Annotated in this window: 13 protein-coding genes; 6 read left to right on the top strand and 7 right to left on the bottom strand. The window is 44.4% G+C overall.

The features are described from left to right. Nucleotides 1–61: 61 nt before the first annotated feature. The 3 genes from OO016_RS02155 to OO016_RS02145 form a co-directional block, all read right to left on the bottom strand. Nucleotides 62–1,420: an OmpA family protein gene (locus OO016_RS02155; protein WP_266010444.1), complete on the bottom strand. Its 1,359-nt coding sequence runs from the start codon at nucleotides 1,418–1,420 to the stop codon at nucleotides 62–64. 114 nt (nucleotides 1,421–1,534) lie between these two features. Further along, the gene (gene kbl / locus OO016_RS02150; RefSeq protein WP_266010442.1) at nucleotides 1,535–2,728 is read right to left on the bottom strand and encodes a glycine C-acetyltransferase; all 1,194 of its coding nucleotides are present in this window, start codon (nucleotides 2,726–2,728) and stop codon (nucleotides 1,535–1,537) included. 4 nt (nucleotides 2,729–2,732) lie between these two features. Next, a complete protein-coding gene (locus OO016_RS02145; protein WP_266010440.1) occupies nucleotides 2,733–5,852 on the bottom strand; it encodes a UvrD-helicase domain-containing protein in 3,120 nt (1,039 codons plus the stop codon). 118 nt (nucleotides 5,853–5,970) lie between these two features. Between OO016_RS02145 and OO016_RS02140 the strand changes: the two genes are divergently transcribed. Beyond that, the gene (locus tag OO016_RS02140; RefSeq protein WP_266010438.1) at nucleotides 5,971–6,579 is read left to right on the top strand and encodes a superoxide dismutase; all 609 of its coding nucleotides are present in this window, start codon (nucleotides 5,971–5,973) and stop codon (nucleotides 6,577–6,579) included. A gap of 706 nt (nucleotides 6,580–7,285) precedes the next feature. Here the strand turns inward: OO016_RS02140 and OO016_RS02135 are convergent. The 4 genes from OO016_RS02135 to purN form a co-directional block, all read right to left on the bottom strand. Further along, entirely contained in the window at nucleotides 7,286–9,184 is a 1,899-nt protein-coding gene (locus OO016_RS02135; RefSeq protein WP_266010436.1) for an amidophosphoribosyltransferase, read from the bottom strand. Between the two features lie 38 nt (nucleotides 9,185–9,222). Continuing rightward, nucleotides 9,223–10,149 (bottom strand): PfkB family carbohydrate kinase, encoded by a 927-nt coding sequence (locus tag OO016_RS02130; protein WP_266010434.1) that lies wholly within the window; start codon nucleotides 10,147–10,149, stop codon nucleotides 9,223–9,225. Nucleotides 10,150–10,225: 76 nt separating this feature from the next. Continuing rightward, the gene (locus OO016_RS02125) at nucleotides 10,226–10,855 is read right to left on the bottom strand and encodes a ribonuclease H1 domain-containing protein (protein WP_266010432.1); all 630 of its coding nucleotides are present in this window, start codon (nucleotides 10,853–10,855) and stop codon (nucleotides 10,226–10,228) included. Continuing rightward, complete coding sequence (gene purN, locus OO016_RS02120; RefSeq protein WP_266010430.1) at nucleotides 10,856–11,425, bottom strand: phosphoribosylglycinamide formyltransferase; 570 nt, start codon at nucleotides 11,423–11,425, stop codon at nucleotides 10,856–10,858. 197 nt (nucleotides 11,426–11,622) lie between these two features. Between purN and OO016_RS02115 the strand changes: the two genes are divergently transcribed. The 5 genes from OO016_RS02115 (at nucleotide 11,623) to pyk (ending at nucleotide 15,982) form a co-directional block, all read left to right on the top strand. Beyond that, nucleotides 11,623–11,856 carry an acyl carrier protein gene (locus OO016_RS02115; RefSeq protein WP_009778413.1) on the top strand — a complete coding sequence of 78 codons (234 nt, stop codon included), beginning with the start codon at nucleotides 11,623–11,625 and terminating at the stop codon, nucleotides 11,854–11,856. Between the two features lie 107 nt (nucleotides 11,857–11,963). After that, nucleotides 11,964–13,214, top strand: a complete 1,251-nt coding sequence (gene fabF, locus OO016_RS02110; RefSeq protein ID WP_266010404.1) for a beta-ketoacyl-ACP synthase II — start codon at nucleotides 11,964–11,966, stop codon at nucleotides 13,212–13,214. A 9-nt stretch (nucleotides 13,215–13,223) separates the two neighbouring features. Next, complete coding sequence (gene rnc, locus OO016_RS02105) at nucleotides 13,224–13,961, top strand: ribonuclease III (protein ID WP_266010402.1); 738 nt, start codon at nucleotides 13,224–13,226, stop codon at nucleotides 13,959–13,961. A 113-nt stretch (nucleotides 13,962–14,074) separates the two neighbouring features. After that, entirely contained in the window at nucleotides 14,075–14,536 is a 462-nt protein-coding gene (locus tag OO016_RS02100) for an IPExxxVDY family protein (RefSeq protein ID WP_266010400.1), read from the top strand. 3 nt (nucleotides 14,537–14,539) lie between these two features. Then, on the top strand, nucleotides 14,540–15,982 hold the full coding sequence (gene pyk / locus OO016_RS02095; RefSeq protein ID WP_266010398.1) for a pyruvate kinase: 1,443 nt from the start codon (nucleotides 14,540–14,542) through the stop codon (nucleotides 15,980–15,982). Nucleotides 15,983–15,985: the final 3 nt, after the last annotated feature.

Here is a 15,985-nt window from a genome sequence, read left to right as displayed (position 1 = left end):
TCAAAAATAAAAAAAGCCCTGCAGTAATGCAGGGCCTTTATTCTAATGAGTATGGTATCTCTTACTTGATAAGGTTAATTTCAACCCTTCTGTTCTGAGCTCTACCAGCTCTCGTATTGTTAGTTGCAATTGGCTTGTCTTCACCGTAACCGATAGCAGTAAGCCTGTCAGCAGCAATTCCTTCTTTGATCAGGAAGTCACGTACTGAGTTAGCTCTTGACTCAGAAAGCTTCTGGTTAAGACTTGCACTACCCACACTGTCTGTGTGACCTTCAACGGTGAACTTCGCATTTGGATACTCATTTAAGATTTTAATGATATCCACGAATACAGATACAGATTCTGTTTTGAGGCTGGACTTACCAGTGTCGAACAGGATAGTTCTGGCGTATTCGTTCAATTGCTTCTGTACTTCTTCAGTTACTTCTGGGCAACCGTTGTTAGCTACAGTACCGGCAAGGTCAGGACATTGGTCGTCTTTGTCAAGTACTCCGTCACCGTCTGTATCAGGCCATGGGCATCCTTTGTTTTCAGCAGGTCCTGCTTCGCTAGGACAAGCATCATCTTTATCAGCCACACCATCACCGTCAGAATCTGGGCAACCTCCAAGGGCAGCAGTTCCAGCTTCATTAGGACAAGCGTCGTCTTTATCAGCTATACCATCTCCGTCAGAATCAGGGCATCCGTTCATTTCTTTGGATCCAGCTTCGTTTGGACAGCTGTCTTTTCCGTCTTCTATACCGTCTCCGTCAGAATCAGGACATCCGTTGAACGCTTCTAAACCAGCAACCTCCGGACAAGCATCGTCTTTGTCGTAGATGCCATCTCCGTCAGTATCAGTTCCACCGAAACGGATAGATACACCAGCAAGGTGCTGGAAGTGCTTAACTCCGTAATCCTCGAAAGCGTGCTTGTACTGAGTTTGTAAGGTAACACCAATATTGTCGTTAAACCAGAAGTTTGCTCCGATACCACCATTAACGGTACCAGCGCCAATTTCATCAACCCAGGTATAACCTCCACCGAATTCAACAAAAGGATCGATTTTTGTATTCTTCAGAATGTTATACTTGATAGTTCCGTCTACAGCGTAGTGGGAAAGATCGTCAACAGTAAGATCTCCCAATTTGCTAATGCGGTTAAGGGAACCTCTAACTCCTACAGAAAATCCATCACCTACGAATTTAGATACGGAAACATATGAAATGGAAGGAAGAATATTCCAATGGTCATTTGCATTAAAATACTCATCGAATAAGCCTCCAACTGGATAAGCGGCGTCTTGGTCATTAGTAGGGTAAACGTCTATAGCATTTACACCAAAGCTAACTTGCCAAGGATTGTTAGAATCCTGCGCTTGAATGGTGTTAAATCCTATTACAAGTAGGCCAACAACCAAAATTCTGCTAAGCTGTTTCATGTTCAAAATTTTAAGTTTAAAGTGTTTATTAGCTGCAAATGTAAGTTGTTAAGAATTATTAACAAAATCAATCATCTATTTTTTTTACTGCATTTCGAGGGATAAATCGAACACTTAAACGACTCCTAACTCCCGTCCCACCTCCTTAAAAGCCTGGATTGCGTGATCCAGATGTTTTCTTTCGTGCGCCGCTGAAAGTTGAACCCGAATTCGGGCTTTACCTTTGGGAACAACAGGATAGAAAAATCCTATAACATAGATGCCTTTTTTCAAAAGCATATTGGCCATTTCCTGGGATAATTTGGCATCGTACAACATGACCGGTACAATGGCCGAATCTCCTTCTATAATATCAAAGCCTGCCTCGATCATTCCTTTTTTGAAGTAGCGTGTATTCTCATCCAGCTTATCCCTCAGGCGGGTATCCTTGTCGAGCATGTCAAATACCTTTATGGAAGCTCCTACAATTGCAGGGGCAAGGGAATTTGAAAACAAGTAGGGCCGGGAACGCTGCCTCAGCATCTCGATTATCTCTTTTTTGCCGGTGGTATACCCACCCATGGCGCCACCCAGTGCTTTTCCAAGTGTGCCTGTTATAATATCGATGCGCCCCATGACCTTTTTTTCCTCGAGTGTACCACGTCCTGTCTCGCCAATAAAACCAGCCGCATGGCATTCATCTATCATTACCAGGGCATCGTAATTTTCGGCAAGGTCACAGATCTTATCCAAAGGTGCAACTAGGCCGTCCATAGAGAACACTCCATCGGTAACAATGATCTTAAAACGGCTGCCATCTGCATTGGCCTGTTGAAGTTGTTTTTCCAAATCGGTCATGTCATTGTTCTGATAGCGGTAACGCTTGGCTTTGCAGAGACGAACACCATCTATGATAGAGGCGTGGTTCAGGGAATCGGAAATGATAGCATCTTCGGCCGTAAACAATGGCTCAAATACACCACCATTAGCGTCAAAAGCTGCTGCGTATAATATGGTATCTTCCGTTTCGTAGTAATGGGCAATCTTTTTTTCCAGCTCCTTGTGGATGTCCTGGGTGCCGCATATAAAACGCACAGACGACATGCCGAAACCGTGGCTGTCCAGGGTATCCTTGGCCGCTTTAATCACCTCTGGGTGGGATGACAATCCGAGATAGTTGTTGGCGCAGAAGTTAATTACCTCCTGGCCGCTGTCCAGCGTAATTACAGCTCCCTGGGGAGAAGTAATAATACGCTCTTCCTTGAATAATCCTGCTTCCCTGATCTCATTCAGCTCTTGTTGCAGGTGTTCTTTTAGTTTTCCGTACATGCTATTAAATAAATATGGGTGCTATTTCTTCATCAATGTATACAAGGACTTCCCGTGAAACGGAAAAGCCCATTGCCCTCAGGGCTTCGGCATATTCCCTCACTTGTTTTTTGTCGGCTTCCGCCGGCTTTCCGGTTTTGTAATCCAGGATAGATACTTTATTATCCCGGAACACCAACCTGTCCGGACGCAAAATTAGCCCATTTTCAGTTATTATTTCTGCTTCGTTTCTGACCTCATTCCCAGGCCTGAAGAAAATATTCAATTCGGGATGTGTAACCAGGGTATCCGATTTTTCCTTTAAAATTTCCAGCTGCTCTGCTTCAACTGTACGTTCATCCGTAAATGTACTCAGAGCATGGTTAACGTCTGTTTCATATATAATGTGCGACATTAGTTCATGAAAAAGATTACCCCAGGCCACAGCTTTTTCCTTTCTCGGATCCCAACTCATCTTTCTTGCCGGAAGAAGCTTTTTTTCAAGGTGTTGTTTCCCGGAGTAAATATTAGCCGATACCTGTTGTAACGGTTTTTCCTCTTCCCGAACTTTTTGAACAGGTTCGGGGAGTTTGCCGATAACGTATCGACTTTCCCCATTATCCCAGCGTCCGGTGTCCTGCAAGTACTGAACAAAGAGGTCTGAGTAGCGGCTGATTGTATTATTCTCCTTTCCCGGGGTGAATTCACTAATTATGTAAAGTCCTGCAATACTTCGGGTTAGCGCAACATACAGCAGGTTAAAAGCATCCAATTCTAATTTGGCCTGCTCCTCGTGGAACAGATCTGCAATTTTCCCCGGATAATGCAGCATTTCCTTTTTTTTGCTCAGCAAAAGGGATTGAAACCCGCAATACGAGGTTTCAGGAACATCTGCCCAGAGCTTAGGGTTCTTATCCTCGTAAATTGCCGTATTGGCATAGGGAAAAATAACAACCGGAAATTCCAGTCCCTTGGCTTTATGGATGGTCATTATGGTAATGGCGTCGAGACCCTCGGGAGCAACAATACTGAGCTTCTCCTTTCGATTTTGCCAATGGTTAAGAAATACAGCTACATCCGGGCCTTCCCTCAGAGATACCTGAAGGGCTTCGTCGAGCAAAAAATTTAAATATGCATTGGAATCGGGATTGAGTTTAAAACAGGAGATAGCGTACTCAAGAGCATCGATTGCATTCATTTCGCTGAAGTCTTTCCATTTTATTCCATAAACATCGGTGAGCAGGCCTTTAAATCCATCCAAATCGTTTACCATGGCCCAGTTAAATGAAGCAGAAACCGAGTTTAGGAATTGAAGTGCTTCAAAGCGAGGGTTAGCTTCTTCCGGCCTGATGGAAATTTCCAGTAACGCCATGCAAAACCGAACTTCGGGTGAAGAGCTCAATAGCAAAGTTTCCGAGGAAATCACGGGCAAGCCATAGTTTAAAAGGTATTCCGCGACAGAGACACCCTGCTTGATCTTACGTGTAAGAATACAAATATCCTCATAGCCATATCCTTTGGCCCTGACGGCTTCAATATAATCCACAATCCGAGCACCATAAGCGAGTTCCTCTTCCTCTGCCGACCTGTCGATGAATTCCAGGATTATCTCACCATCTTCGAGCTGATTGGTTTGCTGGCCATCTCCACCATTAAACAGATGCTGATAGCCAGGGTTGCTCAATACCGGGCTTGTTATTTTGAAAAATTCATTGTTGAATTCCACTATGCACCTGTGACTGCGATAATTTCGGGGAAGGTTTCTGATTTCGGGGGAGATGGTAAAAACCGGATCCGATAGATTAATCAGGTTCAGAAATTGTTCTGCTTTACCACCACGCCACCGGTAAATGGCCTGTTTGGCGTCGCCCACTAAAAAGAGGGAACCTTTGCGACCAGACTCGTCCTGACCTTCCAGAGCATTACTGATCAGGGGAACGAGGTTATTCCATTGCAATTCGGATGTATCCTGGAATTCGTCAATAAAGTAATGCCGGTATTTCTCACCAAGGCGTTCATATATGTAGGGTGCAGGCTGATCCTTGATTTCACGGGCAATTAGCTGATTAAATTTGGAAATGGGAAGTAGTTCGCGTTCCCTGCTAAGTTCTTCCAGTTCGGCCTGCAGGGCGTTGAGTATTGCAAGAGGTACCAGATTTCCATATGCATTCCTATGAAAGGCCGCTCTGTAGAAGGCATTGCGGATTGTGTTGAAATGCTCAGCGAACCGGGGAAGCAGGGTATCCAGAATTTCCTTTTTTTCAAGGGCTACCTTCTGACTGTAAAGGGGTTCCTCACCAAATTTAACCTTCCAGCCGGCATCGAAATTCAGAGACCCCTGATCATTTACTATTTGATCCAGGAATTTTGGGAAGTACCCCGATTTGAAATCGGTTCTTTCCAGGCCATTGGTCCTTATTAAATCAAGGCATAGGAGAGCAGTTTCTTTTATTTCTGATTCTGATGCCGATACCTGTTCCCTGAGAAATGACTTAAGTTCCCTGAATTCTTTTGCAGACTTGGAGCCCAGTGCCTCGAGGTATCTGAGCTGGTTTTCATCGAACAACAGCCCGCCGGTTTCATTCAGATCATTTGCAATGTCCCAGCTTTTGTCCGCGTCAATTTTCTCAAGTGAAAACGCAATGAGGGTCTTAGTGAGCTCAGCATCGCTGCCCGCCTTACTCAATAGTCTTCCTACAACTTCCTGCATTAATTCCTTCAGATCCAGTACAACCTCAAATTGATAGGGGAGCTTCAGGTCACGGCTAAAGGTTCGGATCAGGCGGTGGGTAAATTTATCGATGGTAGATACATCAAAGAAGGCATAGTTGTGAAGTACATAGCGCAAAGCCTTTTGTGCCTGATGCTGTAATTGTTCGGGACTGCATGAAAGATCCTCACACAAGGACAGGAACAGGGGATCCTCATTTTTTCCGGGGCTGGATGTAGAAAATTTATAAAGGCTTTTGAGAATTCGCTGCTTCATCTCATTTACAGCCTTATTGGTAAAGGTAATGGCCAGGATTTGCCGGAAACCTGGCGTGTGGGCAGGAGCCAGAACGATTTTCAGGTATTCCCTGACCAGTGTAAAGGTCTTTCCGGAGCCTGCTGATGCGTTGTAAATTTTGAATGCGGAATCCTGCACCCTTTTTTGCTTACAAAGTAAGGATTCTTTGCGGGTTCTTAACAATTTCTTATAGGATTATCCTGCTTAATAGTGTAAATTTGAGGCAATTAAAATGTTAACTATAAAAACCGATAAAATGGCTTTTCAATTACCGAATTTACCCTATGCATATGATGCCTTAGAACCGCATATTGATGCCAGGACCATGGAAATTCACCATACCAAGCACCACAATGGGTATACAACAAAATTGAATGCTGCAATAGAAGGTTCCGATCTTGACGGGAAGTCTATTGAGGATATCCTGAGGAATATGGATATGGACAATAGTGCGGTCAGGAATAATGGAGGGGGTTTCTATAACCACGTACTTTTCTGGGAAATCATGTCCCCTGATGGTGGAGGTGCTCCCGAAGGAGAACTTGCAGCTGCAATAGACGAATCTTTTGGATCATTCGAAAACTTCAAGGAGCAGTTTAGTGCCGCGGCCGCTACCAGATTTGGTTCTGGATGGGCATGGCTTTGTGTGCACCCGGGAGGGAAACTAAAAGTTTGCTCTACGGCAAATCAGGACAATCCTTTGATGCCGGGTATTGGTTGTGGAGGATATCCCATTCTGGGGATTGACGTATGGGAACACGCCTACTACCTGCACTATCAAAACAGGCGCCCTGATTACATCAAGGAATTTTACAGTGTGATAAACTGGAGCAAAGTAGCAGAAAACTACGCCGCGAACAAATAAGGAAGGAATTCCATACATAAATAAAAAAGCGCGACCTATTGGTCGCGCTTTTTTAATAGAAAAGGGTAGAGAAGCCTCTACCCTTTTCGTCCCAAATCTTACCATAAACTTAACCTACTTATGCTATGGCAGCACTAAATTACTGGTATTGTGTGAAATAACAAAAAATTTCAGGCTTTTTTAATCCATTTCTTACAAGGAAATACACTGTCTGAGCAGTACTATTCAAGACTTATTACAGCTAAAGAATTGATTGTCAGAAATAAAAAAGGCGAGAGTTATCTCGCCTTTTTTCCCCAAATCTTACCATGAACTTAACCTACTTATGCTATGGTTCTCCAAAAATATGCGTTCATTTCGCGCCCCAAAAAGGTTTTGGATAAAATTCCCGTTAATTGGATGAACTGCCATTAATGCAAGGAAGCCCTATAAAGATTGAAGAATAGTCGTACAACTATGAACATCATGCAGAACCTGTGCTGATAGATGAAATGTGAATTGGGGAAATGTATTTGGTTTGGGATGCAAATAAAAAAGGCGGAGAAGTCTCCACCTTTTTTGCCCCAAATCTTACCATGAACTTAACCTACTTATGCTATGGCAAGTCTAAAAGTAAATGGGTTTGTTCCCGGGTAACCATAATTCCGACAAAAGGACTATTTTATCGACGAAATGCACAGTTTTACGCATTTTACCGAATTTCAGGTCAATATGCCCTCTGATTTTTGCCCTCGTAGAAATTGATAAAGGCGCGATTTACTACCCTGTTGCCACCTGGAGTAGGGTAATTTCCGGTGAAATACCAGTCGCCCAGATTTCCGGGACATGCCTGATGCAGGTTTTCGATAGTTTGGTATATGATCTGAACCTCAGCTTTAATCTTATCAGGGCTTAGTAACTGTCCTATCTTTGCCGAGATTTCTTCTGCGGTAAATGGAGCGTAAAACTCCTTGACATGATTTTCAACCTCACTGGAATCACTGGCCGCACTTTCTTTGCACTTCTGGTAAATACGTTCTGCAATATCCATTGAGTTGCGTTCCTTATGCAGCGCGAGGGCAGCCCTGAATGCTATAAAGTCTTCCAGCTTGGCCATATCAATGCCATAGCAGTCCGGGTATCGTATCTGGGGGGCTGAAGAGACCACAACAATCTTTTTGGGCTCGAGCCGATCCAATATGCCCAGGATACTCTTTTTTAAGGTGGTACCCCTTACAATGCTATCGTCTATGATTACGAGATTATCCTTTGGTTTGACAGAACCGTAGGATATATCATAGACGTGAGCAACCAGGTCGTCCCGGCTACTGTCCTGGGTGATGAACGTCCTGAGTTTGGCATCCTTAATGGCTACTTTCTCAATTCTGGGCCTAACCGCAAGAATCTCGCGCAGCGAATCAGGACTGAGCTTGGAACCCAATTCGAGGATTTGCTTCTCCTTCGCTTCATTCAGGTAGCTTTGTGCTTCCCTGATCATACCCAGAAAAGAAGTTTCTGCGGTATTGGGGATGTAGGAGAACACCGTATTTCTCAGATCGTTCTGAACGGATTCCAGGACCTTGGGAAATATCAATCTACCAAGGGCCTTTCGCTCTTCATAGATCTCTTTGTCATTTCCCCTGGAAAAATAGATGCGCTCAAAGGAACAGGCTTTGCGCTCCAGCGGACGGAGGATTTCGTTTACGGAAACCTTGCCATCTTTTTTGATGATAAGTGCATTGCCCGGGGGTAGTTCAGACACCTGTTCATAGGTAGTATTGAAAACGGTCTGTATAGCCGGCCTTTCTGAAGCAACCACCACAACCTCTTCATCCTGGTAATAGTAGGCAGGGCGGATACCCGCAGGGTCCCTTAGAACAAAGGCATCACCATGTCCCAGCATTCCGGCCATGGCATAACCCCCATCCCAGTTTTTGGCAGCCTTCTTAAGTATTTTGGTTACCTGAATGCGCTCTGCGATAAGGGCAGAGGCCTCCATCTTGGTGTACCCCTGTTTTTTGATCTGCTTGTATAATTTTGCAACCGCATCGTCCAGGAAGTGCCCGATCTTTTCCATAACGGTGACTGTATCTGCCATTTCCTTCGGATGCTGACCAAGCTGCACCAGGTTGTCGAATAATTCGCTTACGTTGGTCATGTTGAAATTCCCGGCCACGATAAGGTTGCGGTGCATCCAGTTGTTCTGCCGGAGGAATGGGTGAACACTCTCTATGCTGTTTTTCCCAAAAGTACCATAGCGAACATGGCCCAGGAGCACCTCCCCCACATAGGGTATTTTGCTTTTCTGTGCGCTTACGTCATCTATAATCTCCGGATAATCGGCAAGTACATTGTTTATCCGATTGTTAATCTGGTCAAAAATGTCCTGTATGGGCTGGGGCTGGGCAGACCTTACTCTGCTCATATATCGTTCCCCGGGTGACATATCGAGTTTTAAACTTGCGAAACCAGCACCATCCTGACCCCGATTGTGCTGTTTCTCCATCATCAGGTACATCTTGTTGATGCCATAAAATATGGACCCGTACTTTTCCCTGTAATATTCAAGGGGCTTGAGCAACCTGATCAGTGAAATCCCGCATTCGTGTTTAATGGAATCGCTCATAGAGATAAAACTAAAAAATGCCCGTTAAATTAAGGGCATCATAATAACTCGATATCAAATTGTGTTAGTTCTTTAAACTGCTTCAATCGCTGCTCGACCTCTTTCTTGGTAAGCCTCAGCATACGTTCTGTTCCAAATTTTTCCACGCAGAACGATGCCAGGTTGGAACCGTGAATAACAGCATTTCTCAGGCTGTTAAACGAAGTGTTCCTGGTCTCTGCCAAATACCCGACAAACCCGCCTGCGAAGGTATCGCCCGCACCAGTGGGATCAAAAACTTCTTCCAGAGGCAATGCCGGGGCAAAAAAGACATTGTCGTGATGAAAAAGAAGAGCACCGTGTTCTCCTTTCTTGATAACCACATATTTAGGTCCCATGGCCTGTATCCTGTTGGCCGCCCGGACCAGGGAATATTCCCCGGACAGTTGCCTTGCCTCTTCATCGTTTATGGTAATCACATCGATGCGTTTCATTACCTGAATCAATTCGTCCCAGGAATTATCCATCCAATAATTCATAGTATCAAGGACCACTAACTGTGGCCTTGAGGTCATTTGATCAAGAACACTCAATTGTATATTCGGATGCAGGTTGCCAAGCATTACTACATTGGCATTTTTATAAGCTTCCGGAACCACCGGGTTAAAATCTGCCAGTACATTCAATTCAGTGGAAAGGGTATCCCTGCTGTTCAAATCATTGTGGTATTTGCCTTTCCAGAAGAATGTTTTGCCTCCCTTCACACGTTCAATTGCACTGACATCCATATTAAGATCGGTAAAGATGTCCAGGTATTCCTGAGGAAAATCTTCTCCAACTACAGATACAATGGCCGTTTGCACATCGAACTGGGCGGCTGCCAGCCCAATAAATGTGGCAGCACCCCCCAGTATCTTATCGGTTTTGCCAAAAGGGGTTTCTATGGCGTCAAATGCTACAGTACCAACAACAAGGAGTTTACCCATGGGGGATAGAAATTTGCTGCAAATATACGCTTTTGAAATTCCAAAATTTCACAAAAGCCCAATTTGTAAAATATGGCTACTTCCTGCCAAAATCAGCAGGGATTTCTCCCCAGGCCTTGGTTTCCCATTTTACCAGGGGCGTGTTGTAGGAATTAGATTTCAACCAGGTTTCAGCCCTCTCGATCAATTCAAAAATAATCTGATTTTCTTTGGTGTTTGCCAGCTTGGTGTTGCATTTCTTTTTTCGTACCCAGCCCATTGCAGTCCGTGAATCTGAGTAGAGCACCCTGTTGCTGTTCCTTTTTTTCAAATAGGCCAATCCGTGAACGATAGCCAGGAACTCCCCTACGTTATTGGTTCCTTGCCGGAAGGGCCCCTGGCGGAATAATTCCCTGCCGGTTCTGGTATCTACTCCCCGATACTCCATGATTCCAGGATTGCCACTGGATGCCGCATCAACGCTTATGGAGTGATAGTTAGGCTCGCCCAGTTTCAATAATTCAGCACTGGTATAACCCGGTTTTTTTTTGCCCTTGTAGGCTTCATAATTACTTTCAAAAGCCTCCTCGGCTTCTGCGAGGGTAGGAAAACCTTTATACTGTGCTCCTTTAAACCCCTCTATTTCTGCCTGGCAGTCAGTCCAGCTTTTGTAGATACCCGGACGTTTCCCCTTCCACACCACATAGTACTTATTCTTTTTTGCCATCTAGGAGGAGAATAACAAATTTTCAATTACCCGGGGATAGTAACGGTACTCAAGCTCGTGAACCTTTTTCATTACAGATTCTAGGGTATCCTCAGGGCCTATTGCCGTGGATTCCTGAAAAATGATAGCACCATCGTCATAGATCTCGTTAACATAATGGATGGATATGCCCGTCTCGGAATCTCCGTTGGCAAGGACGGCCTCATGGACCTTCCTGCCATACATTCCCTTGCCCCCGTACTTTGGTAATAACGCAGGATGAATATTGACGATCTTATCCGGGTAGGCTGCAACAATAGCGGCTGGTATCTTCCAAAGAAAACCTGCTAGTACGATTAGATCAGGGTTCAAGGATTGCAGGATTTGGAGGAGGAAATCATTTTCCTCAAAAGCGCTGCGATTGAAATACAGTGCAGGCGTTCTGAGTTTGTTGCACCGATCTATTACTGCGGCATCGCGCTTGTTGGTCAGCACGGCTGCAACCTCTGCCTTATCCTTATCCCGGAAGTATTTTATGATGTTTTCGGCATTGGTTCCGGAACCGGAAGCAAACAGAACAATTCGTTTCATGGTAATTTTGGCGTATGGTTCTGGACGGAGCCCTTACAGGTGGTTAAAAACCCTTTTCTGAGGTTCGATTTATCCCGTAAAAATACTACTCCTGTACATTAATTTCTTATCTTGACAGACATTTTATCGACAAAAGGCGGTATTAATCCAAAGTTTTTTATTTTTGCCAACAATTTAAATTTAAAACCAATATAGTTATGTCAGACATCGCATCAAGAGTTAAAGCTATCATCGTAGATAAGTTGGGCGTTGATGAAAATGAAGTAGTAGCCGAGGCTAGCTTTACCAACGACCTAGGGGCAGATTCATTGGATACTGTTGAGCTGATCATGGAATTCGAAAAGGAATTTGATATCCAAATCCCTGATGATCAAGCTGAAAACATTGCCACTGTAGGACAAGCCATCAGTTACATAGAAGAGGCAAAATAAGAACCCTCTCTAATCATATAGAATCAAAATTATCCATGTAGTAGACGTTCTGCATGGATAATTTTTTTTAATTTTCACATAGGTTAAACAACATAAAATTTGTTTGCATGCAATTAAAACGAGTTGTGGTTACCGGCCTTGGTGCCCTAACACCTATAGGAAATACCAAGGATGAATACTGGGAAGGATTACGGACCGGTAAAAGCGGTTCCGCTCCGATAACCTATTTTGATACAGAGAAATTCAAAACTAAGTTCGCCTGCGAACTAAAAGGTTATAACCCTAATGACTTTTTTGACAGAAAGGAAGCCAGGAAACTAGACAAGTTTGCCCAATATGCAATGGTATCCTCCAACGAAGCGATTGCCGACTCCGGTCTTGACATGGACAAGGTAGACAAGTTTCGTGTTGGGGTTATCTGGGGAGCAGGAATTGGCGGATTGGAGACTTTTCAGAACGAAGTGATTGGTTATGCCCAGGGAGATGGTACTCCACGTTTTAACCCCTTTTTCATTCCAAAGATGATTGCGGATATTGCCCCGGGTAATATATCGATCAACCACGGCTTTATGGGACCAAATTACACTACGGTTTCAGCCTGTGCATCTTCTGCCAACGCTTTGATCGATGCACTCAATTATATCCGTATGGGATATTGTGACGTGGTAGTTACCGGAGGGAGTGAAGCCGCTGTAACTATTGCGGGTATGGGTGGTTTCAATGCCATGCATGCACTTTCTACCCGGAATGAAAGCCCGGAAACAGCTTCCAGGCCATTTGATGCCACACGTGACGGATTTGTTCTTGGAGAGGGAGCTGGAGCCCTGATCCTTGAAGAATATGAGCATGCAAAAGCCAGGGGAGCCAAGATATATGCTGAAGTAGCAGGAGGCGGCCTGTCCAGTGATGCTTACCATATGACAGCACCTCACCCGGATGGTATTGGTGTGGTACGCGTAATGGAGAATTGCCTGAAGGATGCCGGCCTGAATCCTGAAGATGTGGATGCGATCAATACCCACGGCACTTCTACACCATTGGGTGATGTGGCAGAACTCAAGGCCATATCCAAGGTCTTTGGAGAACACGCCACCAGGATAAACATTAATTCCACAAAGTCCATGACCGGGCACCTGTTAGGAGCCGCTGGCGCTATTGAGGCCATAGCTTCAATACTGGCTATGGAAAACAACCTGGTACCTCCTACGATAAATCATACTACGGTTGATGAGAATATCGATCCAAAGTTGAACCTTACACTCAATAAAGCCCAGAAACGCGAGGTTAATGTGGCCATGAGCAATACTTTTGGTTTTGGGGGCCATAATGCCTGTGTAGTATTTCGGAAAATAAGCTAACAGCACATAATGAACATCGCCAGCAAAATTTTCAATTCCCATTCTAAAGAGGATGGGGATTTTTTTTTGGCGATGACCAGAATCCTGGGTTTCAAACCACGCAAGCTTGGTGTATACAAAAAAGCGTTCCTGCACAGGTCCGTTAATAAAAGAGATAAAAAAGGGAACCCTCTTAACTACGAACGACTGGAATTCCTGGGTGATGCCATGTTAGGTACTATTATTTCCAAACACCTGTATACGGAAGTGCCTGCCGGAGATGAGGGCTACCTCACCAAAATGAGATCCAAGATAGTCAGCCGTAAACACCTGAATGAACTGGGCAAGGACCTTAACCTGATTGAGCATGTGGAAAGCAAGATCCCCAAGGCACATTTTGGGGATAATATCCACGGAAATGTTTTTGAAGCCCTGATAGGTGCTATTTACCTGGACAGGGGGTACACGTATTGTGAAAAATTTATTCACGACCGAGTAATTGTCCCCTATGTGGATATCGAACAACTCGAAGGAAAGGTTATCAGCTATAAAAGCCTGGTAATTGAATGGTGCCAGAAACAGAAGTACTCATTTGAGTATGAAGTATATGAAGATACCGGCAATGATCCTGTCAAGCATTTTGGCGTAAAACTCTACATAAACGGTAAGGTCATGGCAAAGGCAAGGGCAACCTCAAAGAAAAAGGCAGAGGAAAAGGCATCTAAAAGGGCGTTTTATGCGCTTCAGGACCGCATTAGTAAGAATTGAACGGACATTAAAACCCGCGAAATCGTTTTCGAAACAGGTTTAGAGGCTATTCTGTAGTTACTCCCTAGGCGTATTTGCTTAATAGTCCTATCTTTAACCCCAGGGATCTGGCTATGATAACACACCGGATTTTTGATGATTACAGCGAAGAAGACTTCAGCCTGTTCGCCATCCACAGCAATGTGGAAGACCATGCTATGGCTTTTGCTCTTAACCAAGCATTAAAATTGAAATTGAAACGCTCCCGCTCAGATTACGATTTAAATAATCTTGTTTCATTCCCCTGTTTTGAATGGAAAGATGAAGTGCAGGACCTGAACTGGCACCTGCTCTGTAACAGTGGTGTTAGCAGCGGGAGCCAGCAAATGGGAAATCTGTTTCCGGATGAGCTTACCGTAAATCGACATTACCTGATACCGGAATTTAAAGATGCAGATTATATATTGCGGATGGAATTGGGAATGCATGAACAAGCAGCAGTTATCAGCAATAAAATTCTGGCTATTTCTCATGTCATTACCGCTTATTCAATTAACACGGAAAAGCTCAAGTCAAAAGAAAACCTGATTTTTTAGGACATGCCAAACACAAAAAAGACCAAGATAGTAGCCACATTAGGACCAGCCACAAGCAATAAGGATATCATTAGAGATATGATCAATGCCGGTGTGGATGTTTTCAGGATAAATTTCTCGCATGCAGATTATGACGATGTTAAGGAGCGCATTGCCATGATCCGCGAATTAAATGAGGAACTGGGAATATTTACCGCCATCCTTGCCGACCTGCAGGGTCCCAAGCTCAGGGTTGGGGTCATGGGAGGTGAAGTAGTAGTTTCGCCCGGTGATGAAATTGTTTTTGAAACCGGTGAGCCATTTGAAGGTGATGCGGAACGTGTGTATATGAATTACCAGAACTTTCCCAGGGATGTAAATCCGGGAGAGCGTGTTTTGCTTGACGATGGCAAACTGATTTTTGAAATCCTGGAAACCGACCATAAAAAGAAAGTAAAGGCACGCGTGGTTCAGGGAGGACCACTTAAATCCAAAAAGGGGGTGAATCTACCCAATACCAATATTTCGCTGCCAGCTCTTACAGAAAAAGACGTTAAGGACGCCTTGTTCGCTATTGGACAACAGGTAGATTGGATTGCTCTTTCGTTCGTTCGGTACAGCCAGGACCTTATTGATTTACAGAACCTGATAAGGGAAAACTCTGAACATAAGATTCCTATTGTTGCGAAAATTGAGAAACCGGAAGCCGTTCAGAATATAGACAAGATTGTTTCCTATTGCGACGGACTCATGGTGGCAAGGGGTGATCTTGGCGTGGAGATTCCGGCTCAGGAAGTGCCCCTTATTCAGAAAAAGCTGGTTTTAAGAGCTAAAAAGGCACGTATCCCCGTGATCATAGCTACGCAGATGATGGAAACCATGATCACCAGTTTAACACCCACAAGGGCGGAAGTAAACGATGTGGCCAATTCGGTTATGGACGGTGCGGATGCTGTGATGCTTTCCGGGGAGACTTCAGTGGGTAATTACCCGGTTCAGGTAATAGAAAAAATGTCCAGCATACTACATAGTGTAGAGGGTTCAGATCTGATCAAGGTTCCCCAGGAACCACCACATATACGGACCAAACGCTATATCACCAAATCGGTTTGCTATCATGCAGCCCTTATGGCCAATGAGATTAAGGCAAAGGCTATTTCAACGCTCACCAATAGTGGATATACGGCCTTTCAAATCTCTGCCTGGCGCCCTAGTGCCCATATCCTGGTGTTTACTTCCAACAAGCGAATCCTCACCCAATTGAATCTGCTTTGGGGGGTAAAAGCCTTTTACTACGACCGTTTCGTCTCCACAGATGAAACTATCGAGGATGTAAATGCCATTGCTTGTAAAAAGGGATTCCTTGATGTAGGCGATATGCTGATCAGCCTGGCAGCTATGCCCATAAAGGCCAAGGGGATGGTCAATACACTCCGGGTTACAGAGATAGAAACCTGCAGCTTCTAAATC

The sequence above is a fragment of the Lentiprolixibacter aurantiacus genome, from assembly GCF_026241225.1.
Lineage (GTDB): Bacteria > Bacteroidota > Bacteroidia > Flavobacteriales > Flavobacteriaceae > Lentiprolixibacter > Lentiprolixibacter aurantiacus.
This window is presented reverse-complemented; position numbering and strand designations above follow the sequence as displayed.